This is a genomic window from Frateuria sp., assembly GCF_035943815.1.
GTDB lineage: Bacteria > Pseudomonadota > Gammaproteobacteria > Xanthomonadales > Rhodanobacteraceae > Frateuria_A.
On the sequence record NZ_DASZBU010000010.1, the window covers coordinates 242,538 to 258,588 of the forward strand.

A 16,051-nucleotide genomic window follows, 5' to 3' on the forward strand; every position below is an offset into this window, starting at 1 on the left:
TCGGCGGATATGGAGGGGCCGGGTCGGCCCTTCCCTGCTCTGCCGGCCGGCGCTGTGGTTTAGCCCTCTAACTCTATGGTCTTCAAGGGCGATGGTTGAACGGCGCGATCATCATAGCGCTGCAGGAAACAGTATGACTGCGCTACCCCCGATAACGCACCCTAATCGCCCTGCCCTGACGTCTGCTCTCGTCTCGGCGTCCCGACAATCCAACAAATCGGCAGCGCCACGCACACAGCCAACGCTCCGCCGATGAGCGCTCCATGGCGAAGCGCAACCCAACTAAGTGGACCAGTTCTACCAACAAACTGAAACACCCAGGCGGCAATCACCCCGAACAAGATTGCAACAATACAAACGCGTAGGGTCGATAGTTGAGATTTCCGTTGGAGCCAGTACAGATACGGCATGCCAAGAACCCATGTTGCAACGTAGCTCATGGGGAGGACAAAAATCACGGCCGACACTACTCCAGCCTCCCAGCCACGAATCCCTAAAACAATTCCGTCTGTCGCGACACTCCAGAGCATGACAGCCAGGAAGAACATCAAGGGCGCAAACAAAGGAGCAATTATGCCTCCCACCCACAGCGGGAGCATATTAGTGCGCCTCATTGACGTTTCTCTGATTCTGGTTAACCCAGACGTCATTTATCAAAAAGTCGGACGCTTGCCCAAGGTTTTGCTTCAAAGCTGTTCCTTCGCCATAGGTCACCGCGTTGCCCTGTGCAACGCCACGAAGAACATAGCCTGGCGATAGCGTGTGCGAATTCTCAGTCACGTTCATCTCCCAAGTATTTCCGTTCGCGTCCTTGAAGGTATAGCTCTTGACGCTGGAGTCTCCTAAACCTACAGCGTTTGCCACCGTTGCGAGCACAGCGCGAGGACCGGACGATGGCGCAGCGTTATTCGGCGTGCCTTCTGGTGTCGCTGATTTTCCTTTAGCGTTCGGAACCGGGTCTTGCGCAATGGCGTTAGCGACACTCTGTGGCGACTTATTACCGATAGGTGTTTCGTAGATGTATTCGTGATGACCTGTGTTTGAATCCATTTTCTGAGGCCAATTGGAGGGCGCCGGAAATGGTGGCGTTGAGGGAAGGTAAGTCAACGGCTTACCATTTATCGTAGGCTGACACGTGAACGTGCTTCCCGAGCGCGTGCAATCCTTACCATTCGGGTCTTGATTGATGATCGGATTGTTATTTGCGTAGTTGTAGCGATTGAAGGTGTTAGGGTTGCCTGCACTTGGGCTGATCGGATCTGAACTCAAAAATCGCCCTGTAGCCGGATCGTAATACCGCGCCTGCATGTACACGAGCCCGGTGTCCGGGTCGTTCACGTGCCCGGTGTAGCCCGGCCCGTTGGGCGGTGCGCCCAGGGATGCCACCGGCGTGCCGTAGGGTGCGTAGTCGTAGCGCGCGATGATGTTGCCTTGCGCATCCGCTTCCACCAGCGGCGTTCCCTGCGGATCGGTGTAGACATAGGTCACCGTATCCGTCTGCGCATGGGCTTGCAGCCCCAGCCCCAGCCATAGGCCAAGCCGGAACAAGGTTTGAAGGGTGACTCGGCTGATCTTCATAGCGCTATGCCCCTGCATGATGACCGCGCGTCGTCCCATCCGCGCCGTTGTGCACCGTGGAAGCACGGGTACGGCCAGGCGGAACACCTCATCACGTTGCAGGCGCGAACGCTCATCCCATGTCCTTTCATGCGGTCCGCCCTCACTGGTTCACCCTGGTCGGCGCCTGCGACGCGCTCCATGGCGAACAGCCAATGGCATTGCAGGCCTGCAAAGCCACCGAGACGGTCGCCCCGCCTACGAGGAACTCGGGAATGGACGTTGCCGTCGTGGTTGTCGTACTGCAGACACCATTCGGTTGGCAGTTTTGGAAGTTGTAACTCGCGGCGCCGACGACGGCTGGCCAGGACGCGGCCAGCGAGTATCTCGTCGGAGGTCGAAGACTCGGATCGGTGGTGGCATAGAGGACAAAAGGGACAAAAGGGGACGTGGCAAATTAACTCCCGCGGCCGAAGTCAACATTAATTAGCCACGTCCCCTTTAAATGAAACTGGTATTGCACCCGGCGTCAAGGTCTTTTCCTGAGACGCTGGGCCCCATCTAACCTCAGGTCACGTTCTCTCATTCAACGCCTTAGCCTCTAGGCTGCTCTTTATTTTCTTTAATGTCGCGCGGCTATCTAAGATGTCTTGTGAACTAAGTTTCGCGGACTCCTTATCAAGAGCCTCGGCGTAAATCTGCTCAAGTAGCCCCCAGTCAGATCTAAATTCTCTTCGCTCCTCTTCTGACCAGTCCACACAAGAAGTCCACATCGCGTCCAAATCTTTTATAAGATTACCGAGTTGTTGCAAGCTTCCATCAAAAGAAGCTATTCCACCAAGCACAAGATTGTAAGCTTGAAGAGCCATTACCCGCCTCCTGGGTAGGCGGTTATCACCCTACCCGATGAGTTAGTGATCACAGTAATGTTGTTGGTCCTGTCATGATGGATTGTTGCGCCATTTCGGCCGGGCGAGGATATTCCTCTATCGATAGTGTTCCTCACAACGGAGGGGGTGAGGCCGCGGCCTTGCATTTGATCAAAAGCATGACCGCTATATTGAAGGCCGTCGACACTCCCTGGCCTGTTTGTACCAGGACGCACTCCCATTGGGCTGCCCAGCCGTCCGACAGGCGCTGTAGCGTCGAGATCTGCCTCAGGCACCTCCCCGTCGGTAACAACCGTGGCCACTGCGCCCAGAAGAACGCTACCAGCCATCATTCCGGCGGCCTGGGAATTATTTGAGGAAGTAAAATCTTCCTGCCCTGCGTCCTTAGGCAGCTCGTTTAGTACTCGCTTAAATACCCCTACGAAAAATTGCTTCACGTCGCCGCCAGTATATGGCGAGTCATTCCGTCTTTCGCGCTGCTCTTGCTTTTCTCTCTTGCACTCGATATCACATCCATTTGATTCGTCTGATCGCCCATCCGGATCAATGTTTGAGATGGGATTATTGCTTGCATAAGCGTAACGGCTGAAGTTATATCCATCTCCCGGTGTTGGCCCCACGGGATCTGGACTCAAAAACCGCGCGTCTGGCTGATAGTACCGCTGCTGCATGTACACCAGCCCCGTCTCCGGATCGTTCACATGGCCCGTATAGCCTGGTCCGTTCGGTGGATTGCCCAGCGATGTCACCATGCGGCCGTAGGGGGTGTAGTCATAGCGCGCGATGATGTTGCCCTGCGCATCCGCCTCCACCAGCGGCGTGCCCTGCGGGTCGGTGTAGACGTAGGTCACCGTGTCCGCCTGCGCATGGGCTTGCAGCCCCAGCCCCAGCCATAGGCCAAGCAGGAACAAGGTTTGAAGGGTGGCTCGGCTGATCTTCATAGCGCTATGCCCCTGCATGATGACCGCGCATCGTCCAACCGCGCCGTTGTGCACTGTGGAAGCACGATACGGCCAGGCGGAACACCTACGTTGCAGGCGCGAACGCTCACCCTATGTCCTTTCATACGGCCCTTCACTGGTTCACCCTGGTCGGCGCCTGCGACGCGCTCCATGGCGAACAGCCAATAGCATTGCAGGCCTGCAATGCCACCGAGACGGTCGCTCCACCTACGAGGAACTCGGGAATGGACGTTGCCGTCGTGGTTGTCGTACTGCAGACACCATTCGGTTGGCAGTTCTGGAAGTTGTAACTCGCGGCGCCGACAACAGCTGGCCAAGACGCGGTCAGCGAGTATCTCGTCGAAGGTCGAAGAGTCGGATCGGTGGTGGCATAGAGTGTGGCCGACAATCCGGTCGGCGTGGTCGGCGCCAGCAAGACACTGACCGATGCCGAACCGCTCCACGGTCCACACCCGCTCGCGTTGCAGGCCTGCACGCGATAGGCGTAGGTGCCGGTGGTTCGACCGCTGGCGTTCCAACTGGTCGCGCTGCCCGCTTGCATCGTGTTCCAGCCACCACCGTTGGCGCTTTCCTGCAGGTTGTAGCTCGCGGCCGTCGCCACCCAGCCCCAACTTACGGTGTAAGCACCCGTGTTGTTATTGGACGGCACACTCAAGCTGGGGGCGCTGCCCGGCGGCAATAGCACGCTGATCGTGCCGGCGCTGCTCCACGGTCCACACCCGCTCGCGTTGCAGGCCTGCACCTGGTACGCGTAAGTACCGGTGGCCTGACCGCTGGCAGCCCAGCCTGTCGCTCCGCTCGACTGCACCGTGCTCCAACCACCACTGTCGAAGCTGATTTGCAAAACGTAGCTAGTGGCGGTGGCCACGCCGCTCCAACTCACCGTATAGCTGCCAGTAGCGCTGCTGCCCGGCACGCTGAGACCCGGGGCACTGGCAGGCGGCAACAGTACAGTGGTGGTGCCGGCGCCGCTCCACGGCCCGCAACCACCCACGTTGCAGCCCTGTGCCCGATACGTATAGCTGCCATTACCCTGACCGCTGGCACTCCAACTTGTCGCACTGCCGTTATATGCCGTGCTCCAAGTGCCTCCGCCGTTACTGCTGATCTGCAACGTATAACTTGTTGCCGTGGCGACGCTGCCCCAGCTCACCGTGTAGCTGCCGGTACCGTTGCTCGCCGGAGCGCTGAGGCCGGGCGTACTCGTCGGCGGCAGCGTCACCACCAGTGCGCTGCCGGTCGCCCACGCTGTACATACCGAGTTGCCGGCCGTGTCGTTGCAGGCTTGGACGTGGTAGGTGTAACTGCCGTTGGCTAGGCCCGTCAGGGTCGTACTGGTGGCCGTGCCACTGTAAACCGTCGCCCAGGTGCTGCCGCCATCGTTGCTCTGCTGCAGTGAGTAGCTTGTCACCGGCGAGGCCGCCGTCCAGCTCACCGTGGCACTGCCGGTACTGCTGGCGGCCGGAACACTTAAGGTGGGTACCGGCGACGGCACCACGCCGAAATTGGTGTTCACACTTACTGTGGCCGAAGTCGCGCTCCAGCCGGCCGTGCCGTAGGCGTCGCTCGATTCCACCTGGTAGGTATAGCTGCCCGTCGTGGTGCCCGGTCGGCTGATCGAGGTTGCCGTGATGTTGGTGGCGATCGTGCTCCATGCACCGCCGTTGAGGCTTTCCTGCACTGCGTAGCCTGTCGCCCCCACCGGGGCCGTCCAGCTCACCGTATAGGGTCCATTGACGGTGCCGACCGGCACCGTGACCACCGGGATCGCCGGCCATACGCCCAGCGTGGCCGAAGTCGTCCACCCACTGCAGTTGCTGCCGATGCAGGCCTGCACCCGGTATACGTAACCGCCACCGGCCAGACCGGAGACCGTCGTGCTGGTCGCGCTGCCGCCGTAGATCGTGCTCCACGTACCGCCGCCATCGCCGCTTTGCTGCAAGGTGTAGCTGGTGGCTGCGAGAGCACTGCCCCAGGCCACCGTCGTGCTGCCAGCGTTGGGATTGGCGCCAAAGCTGATGGCGCCTGGTTGGCTCGGTTGCGTTTGGTCGTGCCGCGCAATCAGGTGCGTGCCCAGGTAGATGTAATTGGTGGTCGTGGCCGCACCGGGCGCGTACTGATACATCAGTTGGCCGGCCTGATCGTAGAAGTAGTACGTAGGCGCGCCGCTGATTGGCTGCTTTACCACCCGACGTCCCGCGGCGTCGTAGCTGTAGCTTTCCACGCCCGGCAAGCTCGCCAACTGATGCTTCCCATCGAAGGCGAGCGTGGTGTTGCCCCGGGCGATCACATCGCCCTGCGGATTGTAGAGAAAGCTGTTGATCGTGCTGGCGCCTTGCGTGATGGTCGTCAGCTTGTTCGTCGCGTCGTAGTTGTAAGCGAGCGTCTGGCCAGCGGTCAGTCGGGTGCGCAGATTGTTGATAGGGTCATAAGTGTAGTTTTCCGTGCCGTAGAGGTTCGGGGCGCTCGCGCTGGTCAGGCGGTTCAGAGCGTCGTAGCCGAAACTCTTGCTGCGCAGGCCGCCAGTGAGGTCGTTGACAGAGGTGATGTTGCCGTCGGCGTCATAGGTGAGGTCTTCGCTCAGGTCCAGCGCGCTGCCCACGCCGTCGGTGAAGTTGCTGGTGAGCTGGCGCGCATTCTGCTGGGCGAGGTAGCTGCGGCCGTTGCCGTAGGTGAACCCCTCCACCTGGCCGTTGGGGAAATAGCCGACGCCCGTGGCGTAGCTGCCGACTTGCATGGGGCGGCCCCACGCATCGGGGGCATAATTCACGACCTCGCTCGTGCCGGCACCGGCGGGATAACTCACCGTGGCGCGATGACCGTAGGCGTCGTAACCGTAGCCGAGTGCCCAGCTGAAGCCGCTGACCTGCAGGCTCTCGCCCGTCAGCAGACCGAGGCTGTTGTAGGCATAGCCCTGCGTGGCAACGCCTGAGACGGCCGTACGCACGTGGCCAAGCGCATCGTAGGTGTAGACCGTGCTCTGCGTACCTGCCGGTGGGGCGATCGTCAGCACACGGTTCATCGCGTCGTAGCTGCGTACGGTCTGGGCGGCGGCAGCCACCTGGTCCTGGCCGCAGCCATTCTCAGTGATGGACAGGCCTTCCGCGCTCCACGCCAGATTATTGGCCGCGTCATAGGTCATGACGGTGCTGCCGGTCTCCGGCTCGGTGGTGCGGCACAGACGGTGGTAGCTGTCGTAATACAGGGACTTGGTGACGCTGTCCGTCTCCGTGCCGTAGTTGCCCGACTGGGTAATCGCGGTCGGCTCGCCGTAGATATTCCGCGTGATGCTCTGGCTCAGGCCATTCGGCGCACTGATCGACCACGGCACGTTGTACACGGGCTGGTCGAAGGCCTGGTCATAGGTCGTGGTGACGTTAAGCTTTGGATCGGTCACCTGGGTGCCGGGACCGGGCAGATAGACCGTGGTGGTGGTCAGCGTACCCAGTTCCGAGTCCTGCTGGGTTTGCGTCAGCCGGCCCAGCGCGTCGTAGCTGCTGTGCGTGCCGGTGGTGATAGCTGATAGATCTGGACTGCCGGCCAGTGGGTAGGCAGCGAAAGTAGTCAAGCCGCGCCAATCGTAGCCAGTGGCAGTGCTGATGCTCGCGCTGCCGGTGGACGTATCGTTCAGCACCGGGCGCAGCTCTGCATCGAAATACGTGGTGTCGGTTGAACTGCCTTGGGTGACCGTGCGCCGCCAGTGGTTGGCGGCCAAGCCACGCTCCGCACTAGTCACGTAGGCGTAGGTGAACACCTTCGGGTACCACTGCGCACTGTCGATGCTGCTGTCATAGGGATAGGTGATCTGCGCGATTCGGCCGACCGGATCGTAGCTGTAGCTGGTGGTGTGGCCAGACTGATCCGTGATCGCGGTGATCTGACCGAGATCGTCGACGCCCAGGGTTTCGCTAGTGCCGTCCGGGTAGTCGATCAACCGTGGAACGCCGCGGTAGTAGTTACCCAGTGCTGTGGTATGGCCGTTACCGTCGGTGAAGCTGCCGAGCTGCCCCGCGCTGTTCCATGTATAGCTCATCAGCGTCTGGCCGAAGCGGGCACGCGCGGTCAGTTCGTCCAGGCTGTTGTAGGTGTTGCTGGTCTCCACTTCGCCTGTAACCGCGTTGGTGACCGTCAAGGGCAGACGCAGGATCCAGAGGCTAGTGTCATCGAAATAGGTAATGGATTCCTCGATCGGAGTCTGACCAGCGATGTCGTTGTAGCGCTTCACGTCAGTGGGCCACGCGTGCACGTCGAAAGCCGTCGCTTGCCACGTGTAGTGTTGGCCGTCCTGCGTAATCGTACGCAGGTTCAATGGCGAGTATTTCGTCATCTGCGCGACATTGACATTACCAATCAAACTATCGCCGGCCGACACCGGAAGAGGCGAAGTCGTTGGCGGTGCGTAGCCGCTGTCCTCGCTCCGCAGGAGCGTGGATGTGCCAGCCGCACCGGCGTAGAACTCGGTACGCACCAACTGGCTCTCGCTAATGTCGAATCGATTGCTGAAGATGTGGCGGGTCGTGCTGCCGTTCGGGTCGACCACGTCCGTCCAGATCGTCGTCGGACAGTTTCCCGTGCACGTGGACCAGCTCTCGTTGGGCGGCGAGTAGTTGTAGGACCAGTTGCTGGTCGGCAGACCTGCGCCTGAAAAAACCACCTGCGTCGTGGTCAGGCTGTACCAGGCTTCAGGAAACACGGCATAGCTGCCGCCGGTATTGGGATCGCCGGATTGCATGCCCAAGCACGATTGGGGCACATAGGAGCGACCATGCATCATGCCCTGGACGGTGAACTGCCCCACCAGTCCGGACGGGTGCGTGATGGTGCCCGTGATCGGGCCGAGGCTTGACGGAACACGCAAGGTTACGCAACTGCTGAAGGCGGAGCCGCCGCGAAGGATGGTGCTCTGCAATGCGCTGATGTCGTAGTGCCAGTGACTGCCATCGGGCAGCTGGACATCGACGAGTGAATTGCCATCGGCTCCGTACGTGTAAACCCAGGTCCTTGGCGCCCCTGAGCCTGGCTGCAAAGTCACACTCTGGATGTGTGAGGTGCCCGGTACGTACACCACGCTCAGAGCACGACCGTCGCTTGCCGAGATACCTGTAAGGTAACCATTGCTGTCGTAGCTGTAATTGAGCGTATTGCCAAAACGATCCTGAACCTTGGTGACGAGCAGAACGCCCAGGCTCCTGGCGATGTTGTCCGTGGTCGGCGCCGCGTGCGCAACCGACGATCCGGACAAAAGGCTGATCATTCCCTCGACGGTGGCATTGACATATCGCTGCAAGGGCGACTGGGAAGACCTCAAGCCCGCAACGCTGGAACCCAGCTGCCTCGACATCCCTTCCGCGCCCCGATAGACGAGGTAATCGAACCAATACTGGGTGCCGTCGGGCGCTTGGCCGAGGAAGCCTTCGCCCGGCTGCCCATTGGCGGTCGTCGGAAGACAGCTGAAGCGCCAGTGCGCTTTGGTGACTGCGGGGTAAGTGCCCTTCGAGGAAGCGTCGGTATTAGCCAAGATATCTTGGCCAGACTCCCCAGGCGTGATCAGGTGATAGCCCTTCCACCAATCCTCGGGGTCCCAGAACTGCAAAGCAGGATCGCCCAAATGCGATACGACTGAGGGCGGAGCGGTGAAATTGCTGCATCGGGCATTGACGTCGGCATTCGGGTTACCGGAGGTTCCCCCGGTATTGTCGGTCTGCCAGCCGTTGATGGCCTGGGCCTGACCGCTGGCACTGACATCCCACATGCGGATGCCGATGGGATTGGAGGGCGTTGGCTGTGTGCCTGCGGTCAGGGTTTCCAAATGCGGGACTTCGAGTTCCCAGTCCCCGAACGCGGGCTCGGCCGCGCCATACATGGGCGAGTTGCCGTAGACATCGAAATGCCTGATCAACTGTAACGCGGGGCCATCACCCTGCAGGCTGATGTCGGTCTGGGTGAAGGACAGCGAGCCGTCGTACAGGCTGATGTTTTCACCGAATGGGTGTTCGCCGAGCGGCTGGATAGTCTCGTTGACCCGGATAAGCTTCCGGTATTCGTCCTCCGGATTCGCGGCATGGACCAACGACGCGAACGAGCCCAACAACACTGCCCCGAGGCAGATCCCTTGCCAACGTACGCGCATCGTATTGTCCCCTTGGGCCCGCGCATTGCGCGCGGGCGTTTTTCAGCCTTCATCAGGGAAGCCAAGTTGTCAACAGAAATTTCTTGCGACATGCCCAAGATCAGCGGTAGAAGGCTCTTCATCCAGTCGGGGGGCGCGTTCAAGAGGGAACTGCTGGAACACCTACGGCGGACGCGAGCTATGCGCCGCTCGCGCCACCACAACCAAAAGACCACCGACCACGGCCGGATCAGCAACACGGTGTCAGTCCGCGAGCGCCCGGCGTCGGTCGATGACCGGGCGGTGCCTGGCCACTGGGAAGGCGACCTGCTGTGCCGATCTAGCGATATCGACAAGCTGTTGCATCGACCAATTGAAATCGCCGTCGAACGCGGACATGCGCCCTACCCCCGATAACTTGGCCTAATCGCCCTGCCCTGGCGGCTGCTCTCGGCCGATTCTGTTGGAAAGCTCCTCATTGAAAGCAGCTGCCGACAAAGCCGCTCGTCTTCGATGCGGATCTGACTCGCGTCGACACCAAAATTTTCGGGATGTAGGCGCCCGCATCGCTCCAGATAGCCGCCATTACCCCATTCATCCCAGGCACCACTCAGCCCCCGTAGCCGAAAGCGGACCAGGCGTAAGATGCGCTTGATGTAGTGGTCGCTGCACGGAAGATCGCGGACGGTCAACTGGATCTCATCTTCACGATCGAAGCGTCGCCCTCGCGGCCCGGCTCCTCGCCCGCCCGTGCCGACGCCTTCAGACCATCCGACGCGTACCACTAGCCTTGATAGGCGGGCGGGGTGCGCCAGCAACGCTAGCCAAGGCATCGCTGCCAACTACCATTTGCCCGATCCGGTCGGCGCATTGCGCGGCATCGTCGAACGCTGGGCTTCGGTCTGGTGCCATGGCGCACGAATCCTTCAGCCGGCACGGTGGATGCGTACGCCATCTCCTCGCTGCAGGCGTACGGTTTGGCGTGTTGCCACATTACGTCAGGCAGAGCAGCTCCGCGACGGCTCGCCCAGAACGCTTGGGCCGGGGATGCTTCCCGCGGGATAAGCGAGCGGCATCTCCAAGATGCAAGAACTAGCGCCGCCTGCGAGGCGGCAGGAGCCGCTGCAGCTATGCTTCCTCCCAATAGTCGCCCGTGTCGGCCAGGCGCCCCACGTGCTCGAAGGTTCGGTTCTCCTTGGCGCCGCCCGGCGGACTACCTGCAAACACGGCGAACGTACCCGAGTCGGGGTAACCCATCACGTCGGGCACCTCCATGGTGCTGATGGCGATGTAGCGCAGCGGAGCGTTCGAGTCGTTGATGAACTGGTGCGCGGTCTCGGCGCCGCCGGCGGGCGCCGAGACCACGTCGCCTTCGGTGACGGCGATGGTCTTCTCCCCAAGGCGGAATGCCCCCGAGCCTGCCAATACAATGAAAAGCTCTTCGTTCACGTAGTGATGATGGCGCGGCCAAGCGCGTTTGCCGGGCGGCAGCTCGATCACACGGTACCCCAGCTTCTTCGCGCCCAGCAGCGTCGCCAGTGGGCTGATGCGCGCTGCATAGCGTTCGCCGTGCACGGCCTCGGTGAATTTCAGGTTACTGAGTGACACCTTGGGGGTGGCGGTCGTATCCGGCACATCGGTCATCTCACCAGACAGCGCACCTCCAGCCAGCACTGATGCGCCCTGGCCTCCAGCGTCACCCTTGGCAACCGCCGCTGTCGAGTCCACAAGCCATCGATCCCACGGTTGTCCATCGGCTGCCATCGTCGGCTGCCAGCCAATAACGGTATAGGCAGCAACGCCAGCCTGGCTGAAGGGATCTTCGGAGATCCATTGGGAAACCTCGTCCGCGGTGTTCGCCGTGGCGAGTATCACCCCACCCGTGCGCGGCTCCTTTCTGCCCGATAGCAGGAAGTGTCCAGCCGCGTAGTGGCGCGCGAGGAATTCCCGGTGACGCTCAATGTGCCGGTCAACGTCGGCGAGGGGGCGCAGGTAGTCCAGATGGATCAGATAGAACATCGTGTTTGTCTTCCATCAAGGGTGCAAAAGAATGGATCCGACTGACGCGCCGGATTCGAGCATGCGGTGCGCTTCAGCCGCCTCGACCAGAGGTAACGCCGCGCCGATGTGCGCCCTCACGCCGCGCTGCAAGGCTTCGAAGGTGGCTGCAGCGCCCTCCCGGTAGCGCGCCTGGTCGGATATGAAGCGGAAAACACCTGGACGTGCCAGCGCCACCGAGCGCGCTGGGCCAAGCATGGACAAGTCGATGGGGCCGGGGTCGCCGCCAACCTGGCCGATACTGGCGACCACGCCGAAGGGCCGCACGACTCCCAGAGTGTCGATCAGGGTCTTACCGCCAATCCCATCAATCGCATAGTCGACGCCACGCCCATCGGTGAGCCGTTTCACTTCCTCTATGAAGTTCTGCTCGCGATGCAGAATGGGATGATCGAGCCCGTACTTCTCGGCAAGGGCAGCCTTTGCCGGGCTGCCCACGGTGCCGATAACGCTCGCCCCATGCGTATTCCGGCCAAGTTGAGCACCATTCCAATGAGCGCTGACCACATCGCTGGTACTGAGCGTACCGCTGCTCCTGAGCAAGCGGCTCATCCCTGAGCCGTTACCTAGCACTTCAATCCCTTCGGCTCGCCTTGCTTTTGAGCTTGCGCATCGACTCTCCTTGGAGCTGAATCCGGTGCGCGCTATGCACAAGGCGATCCAAGATGGCATCCGCGATGGTTGGTTCCCCCAGGTAGGCATGCCATTCGGTGATCGGTAGCTGCGAGGTGATGGCAACCGAGCCGCTACCGACTCGGTCGTCGATGACTTCCAGCAGATCCTGCCGGGCGCGTCGCCCCAACGGACTGACACCCCAGTCGTCCAGCACCAACAGCTTGGTCCGGGCGAGCTGTGTGCGGACCGCCGTGAGATTGCCTGCCTCGCGTGCGATCTCCAGCTCTTCCAGAAGGCGAGGAAGCCGCCGATACGCCACCGGGATGCCGCGTCTCGCTCCTTGATGCGCGAGCGCACACGCCAGCCAAGTCTTTCCGACGCCGGTCGGCCCGGTGATGATCAGATTCTGGTGCTGCGTGATCCAGTCGCAAGCAAGCAACCCTTGGATCTGTTGCTTGTCGATGCCACGCCCCACCCGGTAGTCGATGTCCTCGGCGCAGGCTTCCACCTTGAGGCGTGCTTGTTTGAGCAGTCGCGCGAGGCGTCGGTTCTCGCGTGCTGCCCGCTCGCTATCGACCAAAACGGCAAGGCGATCGTCAAAGGGACTGTCCTGGAGCGACGGGCTAGCATGCTGACGCTCCAAGGCAGCGGCCATGCCCTCGAGCTTCAGTTCCCGCAAGGCATTAAGGGTGTGCTGCCGGCTCATGCGATGGCCTCCTTGGTCGGTGCGAAATAGGCGCTACCACGAATGTTGCGGTGCTCGGGGAGTGCGGCGCCCGGCTCGTCCGGGCTATCGTTCCTGCTGCGATGCCGGCCGCTGGCCAACAGGGCACGCACGGTTTTTTCTGAGGGGGAGCGAATGTCCAGCGCCCGTTGCACGGCGGCCTCAAGCTCAGCGGCGCCATGCTTTCGTGCCAACGCCTGTAGCCGATCACAGCAAGGCAAACCCAGCCCCGGGTGGGGTTGTGGCAGGACCGATACCCACAGCCCACCTTACAAAGTGCTCAGGCGTACGCTCGGCATACATCGCATGGTGTTTCGGCAGATGGCCCGGATCGGTGGTCGTGCCATCGGCAATCCCGCGGCGATGGCTGGCGATCCGGATACCGCTGCAGTAGATCTCCACTGCATCGGCCGAGAGGCGCCCATCCACCGCACAGCCAATGTACGTGAACGGCACCGAGTACCAGTGCTTGCCGAGCCGGACGTGATAGTCGGCTGGTACCGTTTGCGCGGAGGTCCATTCACCGTGCTCGTACGGCACGGCCGGCAAAGGTTGAAGCACCGCAGATTCATCGGCTTCAAACCGTTCGATGCGAGAGCCTTCCAGCTTCTTGAAGGGACGCCGGTTCAGTTCCGCCACGAGCTCCGCAATGGCCTGATTGAGCTCGGTCAGGGAGAAGAACGTACGGTGGCGCAGGCGAAGCAACACCCAGCGCTGCACGATCAACACGCTCCCTTCGACCTTGGCTTTGTCTTTCGGCCGTCGGGCGCGGGCTGGTAGCACGACGCTGCCGTAGTGGCTCGCCATCTCCTGATAGGTGCGGTGGATAATGGGATGCTTACCTGGCCGCGTTACCGCACTGCGCAGGTTGTCGGGAACAATGACCCGAGGAGCGCCGCCAAAGGCGTCGAACATCAACACATGGGCCTTGATCCACTGCGGTACCTGCTGGCTAGGGCAAGCAAGCGCGAACACGTAGTTGGAATAGCCCAAGACCCCGATAAACAGCTCCACCACGATGCGTTCGCCGGTCTCGGGGTCCACATAGAAGGGACGGCGGCCGGAGAAGTCCACGAAAACGCGCTCGCCTGGCGCGTGATGCTGCCGCATCACCGGGTGAAGCTTGCGGATATACGCGCGGTAATGGTGAGAAAACTGGGAGTAAGCCAAGGCGTGCTCAGGGCACGCCCGGCGATACTCTTCCCACAGCAGCGTGCGCGTCATTCCGCGAAGTTGCATCTGATCGTGGACCCACGCCCAATCGGGGTGCTCCTTCTCAACGGTGCGACGCAAAGCGCGATTGAAGAGGGCGTCCAGCTCATCGAGAGAGCGCTCGGCGAGGTCCGCCCACGTGAGGGACTGGGCGCTGGCCAGGCTGCGATAGCGCCCCACGGTATTCGCAGACCTACCGACGACGCGGCCGACCTGACGGTTGGACCACGTCGTGGTCAGGGCAAGGCGCAGGATTTCCTTGAGAGAAGAAGACATGCTGACTCCGAGATTGCGCCACCGCCGTAAGGCGGTGACGGGATGTCAGCGGGCGCGACGCGATCCAACCCCCCCCCTGCTAGGAGCCAGGCGAGGGGCTTGACCTGTCGAGGCGGGAGGAGGACATTAGGCGCCGATGGGGTTCGCATCCATCGCACCTTGAAGGCCCGGGAGTCACAAGCTCCCGGGCCTTCGCGTCTGGCGCTCCGCAGAAGGAAGGCAGGTAGACCTGAGCGCTAACGCATCGGCACCTCCTGCACTCCTGCGGGGCCGACGGCACCTTGCCGCAATGTGGCCAACCACGCGGCGATATCCCGGACAAGCGCATATTTCCCTCGCCGGTGCGGTACGGCGAACACCGGCACGGGTACCGTTCCGCGTGACAAGGCTTGTCTAAGTGCCTCTGCCGTGGGGTAGCCCAGCGCGACACGCAGCTCCTCGCCACCGATCAGCGGGGCACCGAAACGCACCAAGAGGTCGCGTTCCAGCAGATCGATCAGCGGTGGTTGCTGAGGGAGGGTCATGGCTCGGTCACGTCTGGTCACGACCGATGCTAGGGCGCAGACGGGCCAGAGGGTAGCCGGTAAATCGACCCCTCGGTTTTACCCTATCCTGAGGTCCAAGTCATTGATACGAAGGGAATCCGATGATTTGCGCAGGCGGGTGCGAAAATGAGCGACGGGGCCGGAGTCGATCGACTTTGCGGCGATGTATCGACCAGCAACGGGTCCAGCTGTGGTTTCAATGGATTCACCAGCTCTCCAATGGCGCCACCTACTACGCGTTGGAAAAGCAACTGATCGGTGATGGCTTCGGTCGCAATGTCGAAGGCGTGTTGTCCCATCGTCATCGAATGGCTCGCTACGCTCAGGGCAAGCATGTGCCGCGCAGCGACCTGGTTGAGCGTGCCGAGCTCAAATTTCCCAAGAGCAAGGCTCTGCTTGAGCATGTGTACTGGGAGATCGTCGACCCCGAGCAAGACCTGACGCTGCACCGATCCCGATGGCTAGCCGGGTTGGGGGCTGAGGTACAGCGCGTCCTTTATCGATCCCGGCCCATGGCCAGTGAAATCATGGTGCGGCGCGAGAAAACCTCGCGCCGCCTGCTGCGGCGACTGGAGAGCTTGGGCAGCTTTGAGGCGTTAGCCGCGACTGCGCTGCTGTTGCGGGAGGCACAGGCAGAGGGCAACCAAGCGCTGGCCTACAGCTGCGCTCAATCATTCTGGGCTGTTTTATTGCTTATCGGGTCAACGCTTCCCTTCATCAATCTCCTGTCCTCCATGGCGGCCTTGGCGGGCGACGCTCTTTTGGACCACGTGCACCATCAAGGCGAGCGGGTCGCGATCAAGAGCGCTCCCATATATCTCTATGAGCACATCCTTCGGAGCCAATGTCTGGTATGGGAGGACATGGGGCGACTCGCGCCCGATTGGAAAAGCTGGGTGCGTGAGCGTCTCAAGCTTATGCGTGGCAATTACGGCTTCGACCTGCTGTTCGCTCTGCGAATGCGACGTCCCCCCGCTTTCAGTAGCGGTCGGGTTTAGAGTCCGGGTTTGATCGTATCTGTGTTTGCCAGGTGTTGTGCATAGGCCGCTGGCGTCATCCCGCTGAGGGCCGCCTTCGGTCTTTCTTCGTTGTACTCGCGCCGC

Annotated in this window: 10 protein-coding genes and 1 pseudogene; 2 read left to right on the forward strand and 9 right to left on the reverse strand. The window is 61.3% G+C overall.

Features of this window, described 5'->3' with window-relative positions; all coding sequences use genetic code 11:
• Positions 1-600: 600 nt before the first annotated feature.
• The 4 genes from VGU65_RS07055 to VGU65_RS07070 form a co-directional block, all read right to left on the reverse strand.
• The gene (locus VGU65_RS07055; protein ID WP_327474085.1) at positions 601-1,578 is read right to left on the reverse strand and encodes an RHS repeat-associated core domain-containing protein; all 978 of its coding nucleotides are present in this window, start codon (positions 1,576-1,578) and stop codon (positions 601-603) included.
• A gap of 551 nt (positions 1,579-2,129) precedes the next feature.
• Positions 2,130-2,426, reverse strand: coding sequence for a hypothetical protein (locus VGU65_RS07060; protein ID WP_327474086.1), 297 nt, complete (start codon positions 2,424-2,426; stop codon positions 2,130-2,132).
• Positions 2,426-3,388 carry an RHS repeat-associated core domain-containing protein gene (locus tag VGU65_RS07065; RefSeq protein ID WP_327474087.1) on the reverse strand — a complete coding sequence of 321 codons (963 nt, stop codon included), beginning with the start codon at positions 3,386-3,388 and terminating at the stop codon, positions 2,426-2,428. Before VGU65_RS07065 ends, VGU65_RS07060 begins: the two co-directional genes overlap by 1 nt.
• 133 nt (positions 3,389-3,521) lie before the next feature.
• Positions 3,522-9,539 (reverse strand): hypothetical protein, encoded by a 6,018-nt coding sequence (locus VGU65_RS07070; RefSeq protein ID WP_327474088.1) that lies wholly within the window; start codon positions 9,537-9,539, stop codon positions 3,522-3,524.
• Positions 9,540-9,647: 108 nt separating this feature from the next.
• Here VGU65_RS07070 and VGU65_RS07075 point away from each other — a divergent pair.
• Positions 9,648-9,866: pseudogene (locus VGU65_RS07075) on the forward strand (IS30 family transposase); the annotation flags it as partial.
• A 780-nt stretch (positions 9,867-10,646) separates the two neighbouring features.
• Here VGU65_RS07075 and VGU65_RS07080 read toward each other — a convergent pair.
• The 5 genes from VGU65_RS07080 to VGU65_RS07100 form a co-directional block, all read right to left on the reverse strand.
• Complete coding sequence (locus VGU65_RS07080) at positions 10,647-11,537, reverse strand: cupin domain-containing protein (protein WP_327474089.1); 891 nt, start codon at positions 11,535-11,537, stop codon at positions 10,647-10,649.
• A 15-nt stretch (positions 11,538-11,552) separates the two neighbouring features.
• Positions 11,553-12,128, reverse strand: a complete 576-nt coding sequence (locus VGU65_RS07085; RefSeq protein WP_327474091.1) for a zinc-binding dehydrogenase — start codon at positions 12,126-12,128, stop codon at positions 11,553-11,555.
• A 22-nt stretch (positions 12,129-12,150) separates the two neighbouring features.
• On the reverse strand, positions 12,151-12,897 hold the full coding sequence (gene istB / locus VGU65_RS07090) for an IS21-like element helper ATPase IstB (protein WP_327474093.1): 747 nt from the start codon (positions 12,895-12,897) through the stop codon (positions 12,151-12,153).
• 225 nt (positions 12,898-13,122) lie between these two features.
• Entirely contained in the window at positions 13,123-14,403 is a 1,281-nt protein-coding gene (gene istA / locus VGU65_RS07095) for an IS21 family transposase (RefSeq protein WP_327474095.1), read from the reverse strand.
• 236 nt (positions 14,404-14,639) lie between these two features.
• Entirely contained in the window at positions 14,640-14,927 is a 288-nt protein-coding gene (locus VGU65_RS07100; RefSeq protein ID WP_327474097.1) for a hypothetical protein, read from the reverse strand.
• 176 nt (positions 14,928-15,103) lie between these two features.
• On the opposite strand from VGU65_RS07100, the gene VGU65_RS07105 reads away from it, so the two are divergent.
• Positions 15,104-15,946: a hypothetical protein gene (locus tag VGU65_RS07105; protein WP_327474099.1), complete on the forward strand. Its 843-nt coding sequence runs from the start codon at positions 15,104-15,106 to the stop codon at positions 15,944-15,946.
• Positions 15,947-16,051: the final 105 nt, after the last annotated feature.

Excerpts from the sequence above, each read along its gene's own strand:
- istB (WP_327474093.1), bottom strand. The coding sequence starts at position 12,897 with ATGAGCCGGCAGCACACCCTTAATGCCTTGCGGGAACTGAAGCTCGAG.
- VGU65_RS07070 (WP_327474088.1), bottom strand. The coding sequence starts at position 9,539 with ATGCGCGTACGTTGGCAAGGGATCTGCCTCGGGGCAGTGTTGTTGGGC.
- istA (WP_327474095.1), bottom strand. The coding sequence starts at position 14,403 with ATGTCTTCTTCTCTCAAGGAAATCCTGCGCCTTGCCCTGACCACGACG.
- VGU65_RS07060 (WP_327474086.1), bottom strand. The coding sequence starts at position 2,426 with ATGGCTCTTCAAGCTTACAATCTTGTGCTTGGTGGAATAGCTTCTTTT.
- VGU65_RS07100 (WP_327474097.1), bottom strand. The coding sequence starts at position 14,927 with ATGACCCTCCCTCAGCAACCACCGCTGATCGATCTGCTGGAACGCGAC.
- VGU65_RS07065 (WP_327474087.1), bottom strand. The coding sequence starts at position 3,388 with ATGAAGATCAGCCGAGCCACCCTTCAAACCTTGTTCCTGCTTGGCCTA.
- VGU65_RS07055 (WP_327474085.1), bottom strand. The coding sequence starts at position 1,578 with ATGAAGATCAGCCGAGTCACCCTTCAAACCTTGTTCCGGCTTGGCCTA.
- VGU65_RS07080 (WP_327474089.1), bottom strand. The coding sequence starts at position 11,537 with ATGTTCTATCTGATCCATCTGGACTACCTGCGCCCCCTCGCCGACGTT.
- VGU65_RS07085 (WP_327474091.1), bottom strand. The coding sequence starts at position 12,128 with ATGAGCCGCTTGCTCAGGAGCAGCGGTACGCTCAGTACCAGCGATGTG.